Origin of the sequence: Enterobacter sp. 01-M-03-SI-ECC (assembly GCF_047530215.1) — a bacterium.
GTDB lineage: Bacteria > Pseudomonadota > Gammaproteobacteria > Enterobacterales > Enterobacteriaceae > Enterobacter > Enterobacter chengduensis.
The window spans coordinates 20458-36621 of record NZ_JBLKDA010000020.1 but is presented as its reverse complement, the minus strand read 5'-3'; the positions used below and the strand labels follow the sequence as shown (position 1 = coordinate 36621).

At 54.8% G+C, this 16164-nt stretch carries 14 protein-coding genes and 1 other RNA gene; 5 read left to right on the top strand and 10 right to left on the bottom strand.

Going from position 1 to position 16164, the window contains the following annotated elements; all coding sequences use genetic code 11:
* Positions 1 to 213: 213 nt before the first annotated feature.
* From ACMWKK_RS17510 to ACMWKK_RS17500, 3 genes are read left to right on the top strand one after another with little or no spacing between them, the layout of a single operon-like run.
* A complete protein-coding gene (locus ACMWKK_RS17510) occupies positions 214 to 663 on the top strand; it encodes an STM2901 family protein (protein WP_010435901.1) in 450 nt (149 codons plus the stop codon).
* Between the two features lie 2 nt (positions 664 to 665).
* Complete coding sequence (locus tag ACMWKK_RS17505; protein ID WP_112781020.1) at positions 666 to 983, top strand: DUF1493 family protein; 318 nt, start codon at positions 666 to 668, stop codon at positions 981 to 983.
* Positions 984 to 1004: 21 nt separating this feature from the next.
* Positions 1005 to 1490: an Hcp family type VI secretion system effector gene (locus ACMWKK_RS17500; RefSeq protein ID WP_112781021.1), complete on the top strand. Its 486-nt coding sequence runs from the start codon at positions 1005 to 1007 to the stop codon at positions 1488 to 1490.
* Between the two features lie 75 nt (positions 1491 to 1565).
* Here the strand turns inward: ACMWKK_RS17500 and ACMWKK_RS17495 are convergent, their stop codons facing one another.
* From ACMWKK_RS17495 to garL, 9 genes are all read right to left on the bottom strand, one after another.
* Entirely contained in the window at positions 1566 to 1976 is a 411-nt protein-coding gene (locus ACMWKK_RS17495) for a Spy/CpxP family protein refolding chaperone (protein ID WP_112781022.1), read from the bottom strand.
* 151 nt (positions 1977 to 2127) lie between these two features.
* Positions 2128 to 4422 carry a formate C-acetyltransferase gene (pflB, locus tag ACMWKK_RS17490; RefSeq protein ID WP_045330818.1) on the bottom strand — a complete coding sequence of 765 codons (2295 nt, stop codon included), beginning with the start codon at positions 4420 to 4422 and terminating at the stop codon, positions 2128 to 2130.
* 16 nt (positions 4423 to 4438) lie between these two features.
* Positions 4439 to 5647, bottom strand: coding sequence for a propionate kinase (gene tdcD / locus ACMWKK_RS17485; RefSeq protein ID WP_112781040.1), 1209 nt, complete (start codon positions 5645 to 5647; stop codon positions 4439 to 4441).
* A gap of 30 nt (positions 5648 to 5677) precedes the next feature.
* Complete coding sequence (tdcC, locus tag ACMWKK_RS17480) at positions 5678 to 7009, bottom strand: threonine/serine transporter TdcC (protein ID WP_112781023.1); 1332 nt, start codon at positions 7007 to 7009, stop codon at positions 5678 to 5680.
* Between the two features lie 9 nt (positions 7010 to 7018).
* Positions 7019 to 8008: a bifunctional threonine ammonia-lyase/L-serine ammonia-lyase TdcB gene (tdcB, locus tag ACMWKK_RS17475; RefSeq protein WP_023326154.1), complete on the bottom strand. Its 990-nt coding sequence runs from the start codon at positions 8006 to 8008 to the stop codon at positions 7019 to 7021.
* Between the two features lie 100 nt (positions 8009 to 8108).
* Positions 8109 to 9029, bottom strand: coding sequence for a transcriptional regulator TdcA (gene tdcA / locus ACMWKK_RS17470; protein WP_008501504.1), 921 nt, complete (start codon positions 9027 to 9029; stop codon positions 8109 to 8111).
* 690 nt (positions 9030 to 9719) lie between these two features.
* An RNA gene (gene rnpB, locus ACMWKK_RS17465) (RNase P RNA component class A) lies at positions 9720 to 10096 on the bottom strand.
* A 59-nt stretch (positions 10097 to 10155) separates the two neighbouring features.
* The gene (gene garR, locus ACMWKK_RS17460; protein WP_045330811.1) at positions 10156 to 11046 is read right to left on the bottom strand and encodes a 2-hydroxy-3-oxopropionate reductase; all 891 of its coding nucleotides are present in this window, start codon (positions 11044 to 11046) and stop codon (positions 10156 to 10158) included.
* A 20-nt stretch (positions 11047 to 11066) separates the two neighbouring features.
* Entirely contained in the window at positions 11067 to 11837 is a 771-nt protein-coding gene (garL, locus tag ACMWKK_RS17455; RefSeq protein ID WP_112781041.1) for a 2-dehydro-3-deoxyglucarate aldolase, read from the bottom strand.
* 356 nt (positions 11838 to 12193) lie between these two features.
* Between garL and garD the strand changes: the two genes are divergently transcribed.
* A complete protein-coding gene (garD, locus tag ACMWKK_RS17450; protein WP_112781024.1) occupies positions 12194 to 13765 on the top strand; it encodes a galactarate dehydratase in 1572 nt (523 codons plus the stop codon).
* A 47-nt stretch (positions 13766 to 13812) separates the two neighbouring features.
* Here garD and ACMWKK_RS17445 read toward each other — a convergent pair whose 3' ends face one another.
* On the bottom strand, positions 13813 to 14616 hold the full coding sequence (locus ACMWKK_RS17445; RefSeq protein WP_112781025.1) for a DeoR family transcriptional regulator: 804 nt from the start codon (positions 14614 to 14616) through the stop codon (positions 13813 to 13815).
* A 251-nt stretch (positions 14617 to 14867) separates the two neighbouring features.
* Between ACMWKK_RS17445 and kbaZ the strand changes: the two genes are divergently transcribed.
* Entirely contained in the window at positions 14868 to 16163 is a 1296-nt protein-coding gene (gene kbaZ, locus ACMWKK_RS17440; RefSeq protein ID WP_258526881.1) for a tagatose-bisphosphate aldolase subunit KbaZ, read from the top strand.
* The last annotated feature ends 1 nt before the right edge of the window (position 16164 follow it).

Genomic DNA, 16164 nt, shown 5'->3' with positions numbered 1-16164 from the left:
AATTTTTATGTGTATTTACTGCGTTGCGAGTAAAATTTTCTATGAAATCCTAAAATACAGATAAAGATTTCTAAGTGTGATGCAGATTAAAAAATCCTATCATCCTTAAAACGAGAATATTTCGGAATTTATAAAGATGGATATCCTACTCTCAGCCCTTTCTTTTTTATAGGATGACATCTCAACAAACCCTCTGATGATTACGGTTATTCTATGGACACCGTTGAAGAACTCAATGGAACATACTTTTATAAGGGAGTGTGTAACATCTCGGCATCTGAGCTTTTTTTTTGGATTTTTCTGGATGCCACCGATGAACAGTTCGGCGGATTAAAGGATGCAGTAATGATGGCTACTATGATTCTTGGTTTACCAATTCTTGAAACCAGAACAAAACCAGAAACGGCTACAATAGGCACATCTGTGGCCTCTAAATACCTGCGAGATTTATTGAATGTACAGCTACCACACCGACTTCCTACCATTACACTCGCAAGTTTCAAATACAGAAAACCGATGTATACCAAAAATTTAGGTGCGTTCATTGGCCGATGGATACCTGCCCTCGGGATAACCATACTTGCAGCAGATGTTGCAATGATAAGTTACAAAACGCTTTCGAGATATAATACGATTGCTCACCCAAAAGACCGGATTTGGTGAAGATGAACAGTGAAGCTGATGTTTTAAAATTCTTCAGGGACAACTTACCGGAACAAGGAACATTTACAGGCAAGAGAATTCCGCTCGAGATAGATGATGTTTTACAGGATTACACCGATCTGGATGATATCGTATATGCCATTGAGAAATTTGAAAAAGAGTATCTTATCGAAGTTAACACTGAAAATTATTTCCCATGGGCTCAAACCTGGTTTTTCAGGAAATGGTTTACTAAAAAGCCGGTTAAACAAATATCAAAACCATTGACGGTAAGAATGTTTGCCGAAGCGGTCAAAGCAGGTAAATGGATACACGATTAATTTTCAGAAGGAGTTTGTATAATGGCCGTACCTGTTCACATTTGGTTCTATGACGACGGTGGCTCACTCATTAAAGGTTCATGTGATGTTCAGGATCGTGAAGGGAGTGTTGAAATTAGAGGTTTAACCCATAATTTGACTATTCCAACCGATCCACTCTCCGGAAGATTAACCGCAACGAGGAAACATGCCCCTTTCCTGTTCGAGAAGGAAATTGATAGCTCATCTCCCTATCTTTATAAGGCAGTAGCGACAGGACAAAACCTTAAGAAGGTTGAGATTAAATATTACCGAATTAATGATGCAGGTTGGGAGGTTGAATATTTTAGAACTGAACTGGAAGGTGTGAAAGTAGTCTCTATTTCCCCTCTTGTTAACGATACTCGTAACTGTCCAGGAACTGGCCACCTTGAGTCTATTCAATTGCGCTATGAAAAAGCGACCTGGACCTATTGCGACGGGAATATTCAATTCTCTGATGCATGGAACGAACGGGCATCGGCATGATGATCAGGCTCATGCCTCACAGAATCTACTTAAAGCGATTCTGTGAGGCTTCATTTGATATGAATGATTTCCGGATCACTCAGCCAGCGCGTTAGCCATATCGGTTCTAATCTGCTTACGCTGTTCCGGCGTCAATACCTGACTGACGTCGAAGTAATATTTCACGCGGTAATAACGGGCCTGCTCCTCAATTTTGCTGAACGCGCTAAGCTGTTTTTTCACCGTACTTTCGTCCCATTTTCCCGCCTGGAACATGTCGATCAGTGCGCCGTCCTTCACGCCCGTCATCGGGATCTTGCTGACATTTTGTTCCAGCTGCTTATGCAGATCGTCAATCTTCTTTACCTGCTCATTGCTGAGCTTCAGGTGCTGAACCAGCGGGTCTTGCGATGGAGACGGAGCAGCCTCAACGTTCGCGGCCTGCGCCGTAAAACTGCACAGGGCCAGCGCTGCGGCGGCCAACGCAATACGGGTCATTTTCATCATCTTACTGTCCTTACATGCTGTTATAGGGAAAAGCAGGCGTATTGTTTTTCAAGAGCGGATGAATATGTGTGAGTAATTATATAAACACTTTTGTCTGTTCAGCGGACCAAAAAAAATGCCCCCTGCGCTGAGGGGGCATGAGAACTCACATTTAGATAGATTGGGTAAACGTCCTCGATATCACATCCTGCTGCTGCTCGCGCGTCAGGGCATTAAACCGCACCGCATAGCCCGAAACGCGAATCGTCAGGTTCGGGTAGTTCTCAGGGTGCTCAATGGCATCCAGCAGCATCTCCCGGTTCATGACGTTAACGTTCAGGTGCTGCCCGCCCTCAATGGACGCTTCGTGGTGGAAGTACCCGTCCAGCAGCCCTACCAGGTTGGTTTTGCGTACCTGCTCGTCCTTGCCCAGCGCCTGCGGCACGATAGAGAAGGTGTAGGAGATCCCGTCTTTGGCATAGGTAAACGGCAGCTTGGCAACCGAGGTGAGCGAGGCCACCGCCCCTTTTCTGTCGCGCCCGTGCATCGGGTTCGCGCCCGGGGCAAACGGCGTGCCGCCGCGGCGTCCGTCCGGCGTGTTCCCGGTCTTCTGGCCGTACACCACGTTCGAGGTGATCGTCAGTATCGATTGGGTCGGTACCGCGTTGCGGTAGGTTGGCAGCGCCTGAATTTTCTTCATAAAGCGCTCCACCAGGTCACAGGCGATGCTGTCCACGCGATCGTCGTTGTTGCCGTACTGCGGATAGTCGCCTTCTATCACGAAATCGACCGCCAGACCGGTATGGTCGCGCACCGGCTTCACCGTGGCGTATTTAATGGCCGACAGAGAATCCGCCGCCACCGACAGCCCCGCGATGCCGCAGGCCATGGTGCGATAGACGTCGCGGTCATGCAGCGCCATCAGCGAGGCCTCGTAGCTGTACTTATCGTGCATGTAGTGAATGAGATTCAGGGCGCTGATGTACTGCACCGCCAGCCAGTCCATAAAGTGATCTAGGCTCGCCATCACGGTGTCGTAATCCAGCACGTCGTCCAGCAGCGGCGCGGTTTTCGGGCCGACCTGAATCTTCAGCTTCTCGTCTACCCCGCCGTTGATCGCGTACAGCAGCGTTTTGGCGAGGTTGGCGCGCGCGCCAAAGAACTGCATCTGCTTGCCGATCACCATCGGGCTGACGCAGCAGGCAATGGCGTAGTCGTCGCTGTTGAAGTCCGCCCGCATCAGGTCGTCGTTCTCATACTGCAGCGAAGAGGTGACGATCGATACCTGCGCGGCGTATTTCTTGAACGCGATCGGCAGCTGTTCAGACCAGAGGATCGTCAGGTTCGGCTCCGGCGCGGGCCCCATGGTGTGCAGGGTGTGCAGATAGCGGAAGCTGTTTTTGGTCACCAGCGTGCGCCCGTCCAGCCCCATGCCGCCGATCACTTCCGTCGCCCAGATCGGATCGCCGGAGAAGAGGGTGTCGAACTCCGGCGTGCGCAGGAAGCGCACCATGCGGATCTTCATGATGAAGTGGTCGATCAGCTCCTGCGCCTGGAGTTCATTCAGGCGTCCAGCCTGCATGTCGCGTTCAATGTAGATATCAAGGAACGAGGCCGTGCGCCCCAGCGACATCGCCCCGCCGTTCTGGGATTTTACCGCCGCCAGGTAGGCAAAGTAGACCCACTGCACCGCTTCCTGCGCGTTCATCGCCGGACGCGAGATATCAAAGCCGTAGCTCGCCGCCATCTGCTGGATCTGCAGCAGCGCGCGCTTGTGCTCCGCCAGCTCTTCACGCAGGCGGATCGTCGCCTCCAGATCTTCACCGCGCTCCAGCCTGCCCTGCAGATCCGCAAACTGCAGCTCACGCTCGCGCACCAGATAGGCGATGCCGTACAGCGCCACGCGGCGATAGTCGCCGATGATGCGCCCGCGTCCGTAGCCGTCCGGCAGACCGGTCAACACGCCGGATTTACGGCAGCGCATCATCTCCGGCGAATAGACGTCAAACACGCCCTGGTTGTGGGTTTTACGCAGGTCGGTAAACAGGTATTCGAACTGAGGATCCATCTCGCGACCGTAGGCTTCGAACGAGCTGCGGATCATGTTGATCCCGCCGTACGGATGGAGCGCGCGCTTGAGCGGCTTATCGGTTTGCAGGCCGACGATCGTCTCCAGATCCTGGTCGATATAGCCCGGCCCGTGAGCCGTGATCGTGGTGGCAATGTTGGTGTCAAAATCCACCGGCGCGTGGGTGGCATTCTCCTGACGAATGCCAACCATTACCTTCTGCCACAGCGCCGTCGTTGCTGGCGTCGCCTGCGCGAGGAAAGCTTCGTCGCCGTCATAAGGGGTGTAGTTATGCTGAATAAAATCGCGCACGTTGACGGCGCTTTTCCATTCTTCACCGCGAAACCCGGCCCATGCGTCGCTGTAGGGCGCGACGCCCGTATCGATTGTTACTTTCATGTGGATTCTCGCTTTATCAGGCGTAAGCCGCAGCCGGTGTCACCTTCCCAAGACGGAGGGCGTCCAGCGCGATCATTTTTTCTTCGTTGGTAGGGACAACCGCGCAGACCACGCGGGACGAATCGGTCGAGATGACGCGCTCGCCCGCGCTGCCCGGGAGGGCATTTTTGGCGTCGTCGAGGCGGATGCCGAACACGTTCAGATGCTCAGCCACCAGCGCGCGGATCAGTTTCGAGTTTTCGCCAATGCCGCCGGTAAAGATCACGCCGTCCAGACGGTGCAGCGACGCCGCGTGCCCCGCAATATGCCGCGCAATGCGGTGAACGAAGGTGCGGATCGCAAGCACTGCCCGCTCGTTGCCTTCGTGCCACGCTTTCTCCAGCGCGCGTAAATCGGAGGAGATGCCGGAGATCCCCAACAGCCCGGACTCTTTGTTGACCACGCGCTCCAGATCCTCGAACGACTGGCCGGTCTGCTGGGCAATCCACGCCATCGCGCCAAAATCTACGTCGCCGCAGCGCGTGCCCATCATCAGCCCTTCCAGCGGCGTCATGCCCATGGAGGTATCGACGCTTTCGCCGTTGCGCACCGCACAGATGGACGCCCCGTTGCCGAGATGGGCAATCACCAGCCCGCTGTCGTCGTGGGACAGCCCGAGAAGCGTATGCGCCTGCGCGGCCACGTAGCGGTGAGAGGTGCCGTGGAAGCCGTAGCGACGCACGCCCAGCGCTTCAAAATAGCGGTACGGCAAGCCGTACAGGTAGGCCTGCGGCGGCAGCGTCTGGTGGAAGCTGGTATCAAAGACCGCAACCTGCTGTACGCCAGGGAACAGGCGCTCTGCGGCTTCGACACCGCTTAAGTTGGCGTAGTTATGCAGCGGTGCCAGCGGGGAGACCTGGCGGATCTGCGCGATCACCGCTTCCGTAATCAGGGTCGACTCGCTGAAGAGATCGCCGCCGTGCGCAATGCGGTGGCCAATTAAGGCCACGCTGCTCATCAGGTTACGCTTCTCCAGCTCCAGGGCGATGGCAGCCAGCGCCCCTTCGTAGTCGCGGTGAGCCAGCTTGACCGGCTCACCCCCGTTCACGGAGATAAAGGCCTTTTCAGTGTTGATACCGTCCGCAATGCCCGTCATCAGGGCCTCGCAGCTGCTGGCGTCGAGCACCGAAAACTTAACAGAGGACGAACCGCAGTTAATAACCAGTACTACCGGAAACTCAATCATCATGTGACTCCGCTCTTCCTGAGCAATGGGTTAGAACAGTTTGTAAACGATATTCAGAATGGTCAGCAGGCCCACAACCGTGACGAAAATGTTCTCGGGTTTGCCCTTATATTTCGCCATGGCTGGCGCTTTGCGGATGGCGTACATCGGCAGCAGGCACAGCAGAGAGGCGATGATTGGCGCACCCATGGCTTCAATAAGGTCGAGAATGTTCGGGTTGGCGTAGGCCACAATCCAGGTGGAGCCCATGATGAACACCATGCTGATGGTGTTCAGCTTGCCGACAGAGACTTTCTTCTTGTCGCCCTTGTAGCCGAACTTGAGGATCAGGCCGTTCAGCCCTTCCAGCGTGCCCAGATAGTGGCCGAAGAAGGATTTGAAGATAGCGACCAGGGCAATAATGGATGCGCCGTATTCCAGCACCGTCGCAAAAGTCGATTTGGAGCCGGACATGGAGGCAAAGTGGTTTGCCAGGTAAGAAAGCACCGGAATGTTCTGCGCTTTGGCCTCCGCCATGTTCTGCGGGGAGAGCGTGAACAGGCAGCTAAAGGCGAAAAACATCACCACGGCCACCATCAGCATGCTGGCGCGGCTGATAATTTTGGAACATTTCTGCTCGGTGAACGCTTTACCAAACTCTGGCTCATACTCTTCGCGCTTCGAGACCACAAACGAGGAGACGATAGGCGAGAAGTTGAAGGAGAAGACCATGATGGAGATCCCCAGCCACACCGTGACCAGAATGCCGTCATGGCCGGTGAAGGCGATATCGCTCAGGTTGACCTGGTCGATCACCGCCGAGTTCCAGTAAGGGATCAGCGACAGGGAAATCAGCACCAGGCTGGCGATGAACGGGAACACCAGGAAGCTCATCACCTTCACCATCAGGTCTTTACCGAACCAGATAACAAAGGCCATCAGCAGCAGCAGGAACAGCGCCACCACGCCGCGGTTCAGCGCGGGCAGCTGGAGCTGGTTTTCCCAGAAGGTCATAAAGGTGTTGGTAATGGTAACGCCGTAAATCCACAGCAGCGGACAAATGGCGAAGAAGTAGAGGAACGTGATCACCACCCCGCCGGTTTTACCAAAGTGCTCTTCCACCGTTTCGGTGATGTTGCCGGAGACGTTGCTGCCGGAGAGGCACAGACGCGCCAGCGCGCGGTGGCAGTAAAAGGCGATCGGGAACGCGAGAACCAGCATCAGCAGGATAGGAATCAGCCCGCCAAAGCCGGCGCGAATGGGGAAGAACAGCACGCCTGCGCCAATGGCGGTACCAAACAGGCCAAGCGTCCAGGTGGTATCAGACTTGCGCCAGGAGGACGTTTTTGTCTGGCCAACGATAATGCTTTCTGTGTTGCTCATAGGTCACCTTTATGCGTCAACGAAGCCGGTAATTTGGGAAACACGGGAGAGATCGATATTGCCGCCGGAAATAATGCAGACGGTTTTGCGGCCCTGAATATAGTGATCGAGCTTGCCGCTTAATAACGCGGCACAGGCCAGCGCACCTGCGCCTTCCGTCACCACTTTATTGCGCTGAATAAGCGCGATCATGCTGTTGCGAATATCGTCTTCGCTGACCAGCACAATGTCATCGACCAGTTCGCGAACGATTTCGAAGGTTAATTTCCCCGGGCGGGAAACATCGCAGCCGTCGGCTAACGTGCCGGTAACGCGATGGTTGGTTATTTCTCCTGCCTGCCAGGAGGCAGCCATTCCGTGCACGTTTTCAGACTGTACGCCGATAATATTGATGGTCGGGTTGATGGATTTAATCGCCGTGGCAATGCCGGCAATTAATCCGCCGCCGCCGATAGGCACAATCACGTTATCCACGTCATACAAATCTTCGAGAATTTCCAGACCGATGGTGCCCTGCCCGGCGATCACTTTGGCATCGTCGTAAGGCGGAATAAAAATACGCCCTTCCATCTCGACGATTTCGCTGACTTTGGCGATGGTGTCGTTGAAGTTCTCGCCGTGCAGCACCACTTCCGCCGAGTAGTCGCGGGTCGCGGCCACCTTGGATTTTGGCGCGCCCATTGGCATCACCACCTTACCGTCGATGCCGAGCATGGCGCAGGAGAGCGAGACCCCCTGCGCGTGGTTTCCCGCGGAGCAGGCGACCACGCCCTTGCGTTTTTCAGCGTCGGTCAGCGAGCTTAATTTATTAAACGCGCCGCGAATTTTGAACGAACCGGTACGCTGCATGTTCTCAAACTTCAGGAATATTTCGCCCTTACAGCGCTCGCTGAGATAATTCGAACGCGGCATGCCGGTTTTATATATCTTGCCTGCCAGTCGTTTTCTGGCGTCCTGAATATCTTCAATGGTTACCGGGAGATCGTAAGTAATGTGCATAATATCCTCGTTATAATAATTCATTCTTTTCAGGCAAAGTCAGGGTATCAGAGCGTTAGAAAACTAAGCTCCGGGTATTTTTAAAATGTGTTCTATCAATTCATCGTCGTCTTTCGATATTCATCGACGAATATTGTTTTGCCAGCTCAACTAATACTGACGCCGATTTTTTAATCCTGTAATTTTTAGACCACACGGCGGCATAGCGCGCCACGGGTAATTCATCTTCTACGGGCAGCACGATAAACTGGTCTGAACCGAACGGGGCAATCATGTCGCGGGGAATGACCGTCAGATAATCGGCATTCAGCACAAGGTTATAAATGGTGACGACGGAATCGGTCTGGACGATGTTTTCGATGCTGATGTGGTTGTCTTGCAGAGTGGTCAGAAGTTCTTTGTAGTAGCCCATATCGGTTTGCGGCATCACCCACTGCTCGTGCGTGAGCGATGCCAGTGTCGTCGGGCCGGTGCACGTTCGCGTTTTGCTGGCGACCAGCACAAACTCGGACTCAAACAGCGGCTCGACGTGCAGATCCTGCAGCAGCATTTCATCACTCAGCGTGCCGATGGCGAAATCCAGACGACCGTCACGAATGGCTGGCAGGAAAGAGGAGAGCTGGGCTTCATACATGGATACGCGCGCTTTCGGGAACACTTCCTTGAATTTTTTGATCATTTCGGACAGGAAGGTAAAGCCGATCAGCGACGGGTAGCCAAAGGAGACGTCCATCACGGTGCTGAAACTCAGGCTGTTGATTTCGCTCACCATGTTTTTCATTTCGCGGGTAATCGACTCTGAGTAGGAGAGCAGCACCTGGCCTGCGGCAGTGAGTTTTACGCCGGTGTTTTTACGCACCATCACTTCCACGCCGAAGTAGGATTCAATATCGCTGATGATTTTGCTCACGGCGGGCTGCGTCAGGCCCAGTTGTCTTGCAGCAGAACCTATGGAGCCACTTTTAATGACTTCCTGAAATACCACGAGGTGCTGTGTTTTCGGTAGAATAATAGTGTTCATAATATTCTGCGCTTATTTCCCTATGACGGAGTGGATTCTACTCAATAATGTTAAGAGGGGTATGTGCTGTTACTCACAATTTGCCTTTCAGCCCTTTTAACCCACACCGTCAAAAGCAATAAAAAACACTATAAATCAGTTACATAGGCGCATTCAAATACGCTATAACGCTGATATTGATCAACAAAATCAGCGGTAATAAATTTATTTTATGGCGATAACCCGGATAAATTAATCTGCGCTTTTAAAAATCAATAGAGACGATATTTCAGGCAATTAAAGGACAATAAATAACCGTTATTTGGTTGAAACAATCTTTCAATTTATCAATTTTTTACGAGGTGAATTTTCAAACACGCGTAAAAGAGTGGAATATGTCACATATTCACCGGGGGAATGTATTTGATTTCAATATATGCATATCAAACGGGAAAAGTTTTGCGATCATTAGGATAACAACATTAACAAATTATCAATACTAAAAATCATCCGTTTTTTAGCGTGAAATTTTGTGATGGCGATCGTCTACAGATTCAGTAGCGAGGATGAAAGGATAAAAGCAGTGGAATGTGCTTAATGTCGCAAATATGAGAATTGATGTCGCTTGTGTGGTTGCCGGGTGGCGCTGCGCTTACCCTGCCTACAACCACCAGGAAAGCAAAAACCCCGCCGAAGCGGGGTTTTCTAAGAAGTTGAAGCTGACCGATAAGCCGGGTTCTGTCGTGGACAGTCATTCATCTAGGCCAGCAATCGCTCACTGGCTCAAGCAGCCTACCCGGGTTCAGTACGGGCCGTACCATGTGAACCCCTATTTGGCCTTGCTCCGGGTGGAGTTTACCGTGCCACGGACTGTTACCAGCCGCGCGGTGCGCTCTTACCGCACCCTTTCACCCTTACCTGATCCCGCTTGCGCGGGCCATCGGCGGTTTGCTCTCTGTTGCACTGGTCGTGGGTTTCCCCCCCAGGCGTTACCTGGCACCCTGCCCTATGGAGCCCGGACTTTCCTCCCCTCCGCCCGTCTCCCCCGAAGGGGACGACGACGAAGCGGCGACTGTCTGGTCAGCTTCGGCGCGCAGTATAGAGGGTTTGCGCGCCGCTGTCACCCTCAGGTGTAGGCAAGGCGTGATTAACGCGCCACTTCCACCTTCGCCAGTTTTTCGTAGTAGCAGGCAATTGCGCTGTGATCGGCCGTGCCCAGGCCATCGGCACGCAGCGCCTGCATCATCTCCATGACCGCCGCGGTCAGCGGCAGCTGCGCGCCCACGCCGTGGGAGGTATCCAGCGCGTTCGCCAGATCTTTAATATGCAGGTCGATGCGGAAACCGGGTTTGAAATTACGATCCATCACCATCGGCGCTTTGGCATCGAGCACGGTACTGCCCGCCAGGCCGCCGCGAATGGCCTGATAGACCAGCTCCGGGTTGACGCCCGCTTTGGTTGCCAGCGTCAGCGCTTCGGACATAGCGGCAATGTTCAGCGCCACAATGACCTGGTTCGCCAGCTTGGTCACGTTGCCCGCGCCAATTTCACCCGTGTGCACCACGGAGCCTGCCATCGCTTTCATCAGGTCATAGTATTTATCGAAAATAGCTTTATCACCGCCGACCATCACCGATAGCGTGCCGTCGATCGCTTTCGGCTCGCCGCCGCTGACCGGCGCGTCCAGCATATCGACGCCCTTAGCTTTTAGCGCCTCGCTGATTTCACGGCTTGCGAGCGGGGCAATAGAGCTCATATCAATCAGCACCAGGCCCGGCTTCGCGCCGTCGATAATGCCGTTTTCTCCCAGCGCAACCTCTTTTACCTGCGGTGAGTTTGGCAGCATGGTGATGATGACGTCGCACTGCTCGGCAATGGCTTTCGCGGTGGTGGCCGTTTCAGCGCCCGCCGCCATCACCTCAGCCACGGCATGTGAATTGTGATCGGAGACCACCAGAGAGTAACCCGCTTTGATGAGGTTCTTACTCATTGGTTTACCCATGATCCCCAGGCCAATAAAACCCACTTTCAGCGTCATAACTGTTTCCTCAACGATGGTTATTTTTTAAAAGCGTCCGCTAATTTCTGCGTGGCCGAGCGGAAAACGCCGAGGTCGCTGCCGACGGCAACAAAGGTGGCTCCCCACTCCAGATAGCGACGGGCGTCAGCCTCAACCGGTGCCAGAATGCCGCACGGCTTGCCGTGTGCTTTAGCGCGGGCAAAGATGTGCTGGATGGCGCGCTGCACCTCGGGATGACCAGCATTGCCCAGATGGCCTAACGCCGCGGCCAGGTCGCTCGGGCCGACGAAGATGCCGTCCACGCCGTTTGTGGCGGCAATCGCATCGACGTTATCCACGCCCTGCTGGCTCTCAATCTGCACCAGAATGGTGATGTTGCGGTTGGACTGCGCAAAGTAGTCCGACACGGTGCCAAACATATTGGCGCGATGCGAAACGGAGACGCCGCGGATCCCTTCTGGCGGATAGCGCGTTGACGCCACGGCCAGCGCCGCCTGTTCTTCCGTCTCCACAAACGGAATCAGAAAGTTGTAGAAACCTATGTCCAGCAGGCGCTTAATAATCACCGGCTCGTTAGTCGGCACGCGCACAACCGGGGCGCTGGGGCTGCCCTTTAGCGCCATGAGCTGTGGAATAAAGGTGGTGATATCGTTGGGCGCATGTTCGCCGTCCAGCACCAGCCAGTCGAATCCGGCCAGGCCGAGCACTTCGGTGCTGATGGGGTTCGCCAGCGCGGACCAGCAGCCAATCTGGATCTGGTTTGCCGCCAGGGCAGCCTTAAACCTGTTCGGGAAGATATCGTTATTCATCGCGTTTACCTTTTTAATTCCGCAGCCGTATTCGGTATTTATATTTGCCCGCTTTTTTATTCTCTGACTTAATTTCAGCGTAATAAATTCGTCATTCAGTATAATGCGCACTTCCCGGCGGCACATTGTTTTAATGCTCAAGCATTACGGCGAATTTTTATAAGATTTTGAGCATATGCACGAACCACTGGGCGCTGATGCACAGAATCAGACATCGCGGGTTCGGCAGCGATCGCGATCGCATTTTCTCGTCTATTCTCCTGACATGCTTTATTTCTGAAAGCCGCGTTTTTATTTCTGCCATAAGAAAATTGGCTGCAATGATTATCAGACTCTTTGCTGGAGAATAGTGAGCAATGGCCGACATTAAAATTCGACACTCGCCGTTGACGGCGTTTTATATAAAAGTCCACGACACCGATAACGTGGCGATTATTGTCAACGACAATGGCTTAAAAGCGGGCACCCGCTTTCCGGACGGGCTGGAACTGATCGAGCATATTCCGCAGGGACATAAAGTCGCCCTGGTGGATATCCCTGCTCACGGCGAAATCGTACGTTACGGTGAAGTCATCGGCTATGCCGTTCGCGCTATACCGCAGGGCAGTTGGGTTGAGGAGTCGCTGGTTGCGCTGCCGGAAGCGCCGCCGCTGAACACGCTTCCGCTTGCGACCCGCGTGCCGGAACCGCTTCCTCCGCTGGAAGGCTATACCTTCGAAGGCTACCGCAACGCGGACGGCAGCGTCGGCACCAAAAACCTGCTCGGTATTACCACCAGCGTGCACTGCGTGGCGGGCGTCGTGGATTACGTGGTGAAAATCATCGAGCGCGATCTGCTGCCGAAATACCCGAACGTCGACGGCGTGGTTGGCCTGAACCACCTTTACGGCTGCGGCGTGGCGATTAATGCCCCCGCCGCCGTGGTGCCTATCCGGACCATTCACAATATCGCCCTGAACCCAAACTTTGGCGGCGAGGTGATGGTCATCGGTCTGGGATGTGAAAAACTGCAGCCCGAGCGTCTGCTGCAGGGCACGGAAGATGTCAAAGCCATCCCGGCTGACGAGGCCAGCATCGTGCGCCTGCAGGATGAACGCCACGTGGGCTTCCGCTCAATGGTCGACGACATCCTGCAGGTGGCGGAGCGTCATCTGGACAAGCTTAACCGCCGCCAGCGTGAAGCGTGCCCGGCCTCGGAGCTGGTAGTCGGCACCCAGTGTGGCGGCAGCGATGCGTTCTCCGGCGTGACGGCCAACCCGGCGGTGGGCTATGCGTCCGATCTGCTTGTGCGCTGCGGCGCCACGGTGATGTTCTCCGAGGTAACCGAAGTGCGTGACGCCATCCATCTGCTGACGCCGCGCGCCGTCAATGAAGAGGTCGGCAAACGCCTGCTTGAGGAGATGGCCTGGTACGATAACTATCTCAATATGGGCAAAACCGACCGCAGCGCCAACCCCTCCCCCGGGAACAAAAAAGGCGGACTGGCAAACGTGGTGGAAAAAGCCCTCGGATCGATTGCCAAATCCGGTCAGAGCGCCATTGCCGAAGTGCTCTCTCCGGGCCAGCGCCCGACGAAACGCGGCCTGATCTACGCAGCAACGCCGGCCAGCGATTTTGTATGCGGCACGCAGCAGGTGGCATCCGGCATTACGGTGCAGGTCTTTACCACCGGACGCGGCACGCCGTACGGCCTGATGGCGGTGCCGGTGATTAAAATGGCGACCCGCACCGAGCTGGCAAACCGCTGGTATGACTTAATGGACATCAACGCGGGCACCATCGCCACCGGGGAAGAGAGCATTGAGGACGTGGGCTGGAAGCTGTTCCACTTCATTCTGGATGTCGCAAGCGGGCGTAAAAAAACGTTTTCCGACCAGTGGGGATTGCATAACCAGCTGGCGGTGTTTAACCCGGCGCCGGTGACGTGATTTCCCCTCATCCTGCCCTCTCCCGATAGGGGAGAGGGTAAAAAAACTTACACCAGCACCACTTCAATTCCGCTCTTGCGCAGCCCTTCCAGGCTTTCAACCGGTATACCTTCATCAACGATAATCATATCAATCCGTTGCGTGTCGATAATCTTGTGCAGGCTTGAGCGGTTAAACTTGCTGGAGTCAGTCACCACGATAATGCGATCCGCCACCTCGCACATCTTGCGGTTCAGACGGGCTTCGTCTTCGTTATGCGTGCTCACGCCGCGGTCGAGATCGATGGCATCGACGCCAAGGAACAGCAGGTCAAAATGGTAATTCTGTAGCGACTGCTCGGCCTGGTCACCGTAAAAAGATTGCGACTGACGGCGTAAATGCCCGCCGGTCATCAGCAACTCTACCCCTTCCGCTTCCAGCAGCGCATTGGCCACGTTCATGCCGTTGGTCATCGCAATGACGTCCGTGTGCTGGCGCAGCATGCGGGCGATTTCAAACGTCGTGGTACCGGAATCCAGAATAATGCGGTGGCCGGGTTTAACCAGGGCGGCAGCGGCCTGCGCGATGCTGCGCTTCACCGCGGTATTCAGCGAGCTTTTGTCTTCCACGGAAGGTTCGACGCCCGACACGCTGCCTTCGCAAATCAGCGCGCCGCCGTAAGCGCGAACGGCAATGCCCTGCTTCTCAAGAAAGGCGAGGTCGTTGCGGATCGTCACCGTCGATACGCCGTACAGATGAGACAGATCGTTAACCTGCACGCTTCCCTGCGCCCGCAACCGCTGAATGATCTGCTCTCGCCTTTCACTGGTGCCGGTGATGCGCTTTTCCGCGGATGAATCGGTGCTGCTCATGCGAGTTCCTTAATTAATATTCTTTCGTTTCATTTCGTTTTACCTATTAAGGCCTTTCCTTTACGGGAATGCAAGCCCTGCTTAGCGGCCCAACGCACACCAGCACCGCGCTGAAACCTTTCATTACGTTTCTTTTGTGAAACAGATCGGAAATCCATTATCTTTCGTTTTATTTTTATGTCGCCATAATGCAGGATTACATGAAACAAAACGAAAGACAAAAATCATTACCATCCGAAATGGAGAGGAAAGTGAAACATCTGACAGAAATGGTGGAACACCATAAGCGGGGGAATTCAAACGGGATTTACGCCGTCTGCTCCGCGCATCCGCTGGTACTGGAAGCTGCAATTCGTTACGCGCATTCGCATCGGTCCCCGCTGTTGATCGAGGCCACCTCCAACCAGGTGGATCAGTTTGGCGGCTACACCGGCATGACCCCCGCCGATTTTCACGGGTTTGTCTGCCAGCTGGCCGAGTCGCTCGGTTTCCCGACATCCCAGCTGATCCTCGGCGGCGATCATTTAGGCCCTAACCGCTGGCAAAACCTGCCCGCGGAACAGGCCATGGCAAATGCCGAGGATCTGATCAAAAGCTATGTTTCTGCCGGATTCAAAAAGATCCACCTTGACTGCAGCATGTCCTGCGAGGGCGACCCGGTTCCCCTGAACGACGCGATCGTCGCCGCACGCGCCGCACGCCTGGCAAAGATTGCAGAAGCGACCTGCCGCGAGCAGCTTGGTGAATCCGATCTGGTCTACGTTATCGGTACGGAAGTGCCGGTTCCCGGCGGCGCGCACGAGACGCTCACCGAACTTGCCGTCACCACGCCAGATGCGGCCCGCGCCACGCTTGAGGCGCATCGTCACGCCTTCGAAAAGGAAGGGCTAAGCGACATCTGGCCGCGCATTATCGGCCTGGTGGTTCAGCCTGGGGTGGAGTTTGACCACGCGAACGTCTGCGACTATCAGCCGCAGAAAGCCGTCGCGCTTAGCAAGATGGTGGAAGCCTACGACACGCTGGTGTTTGAAGCACACTCCACCGACTACCAGACGCCGCTGGCCCTGCGCCAGCTGGTGAAAGATCACTTCGCGATCCTCAAGGTTGGCCCGGCCCTCACCTTCGCCCTGCGCGAAGCGCTGTTCTCGCTGGCCGCCATCGAAGAGGAGCTGCTGCCCGCCAAAGCCAGCTCCGGCCTGCGTCACGTGCTGGAAAACGTCATGCTCGACCGCCCGGAATACTGGCAAAGCCATTACCACGGTGACGGCAATGCGCGTCGCCTGGCGCGCGGCTACAGCTACTCTGACCGCGTGCGCTACTACTGGCCGGACGGCCAGATTGACGAGGCCTTTGAACGGCTGGTGCGCAACCTGGCAGACGATCCGATCCCGCTGCCGCTGATCAGCCAGTACCTGCCGCTGCAGTACGGCAAAGTTCGCGAGGGCGCTCTCAAGTCCACGCCGCGGGAACTCATCATCGACCACATTCAGGACATACTTCAGCAGTACCACGCCGCCTGCGAAGGCGTAACGACGCAAAACGCATAAT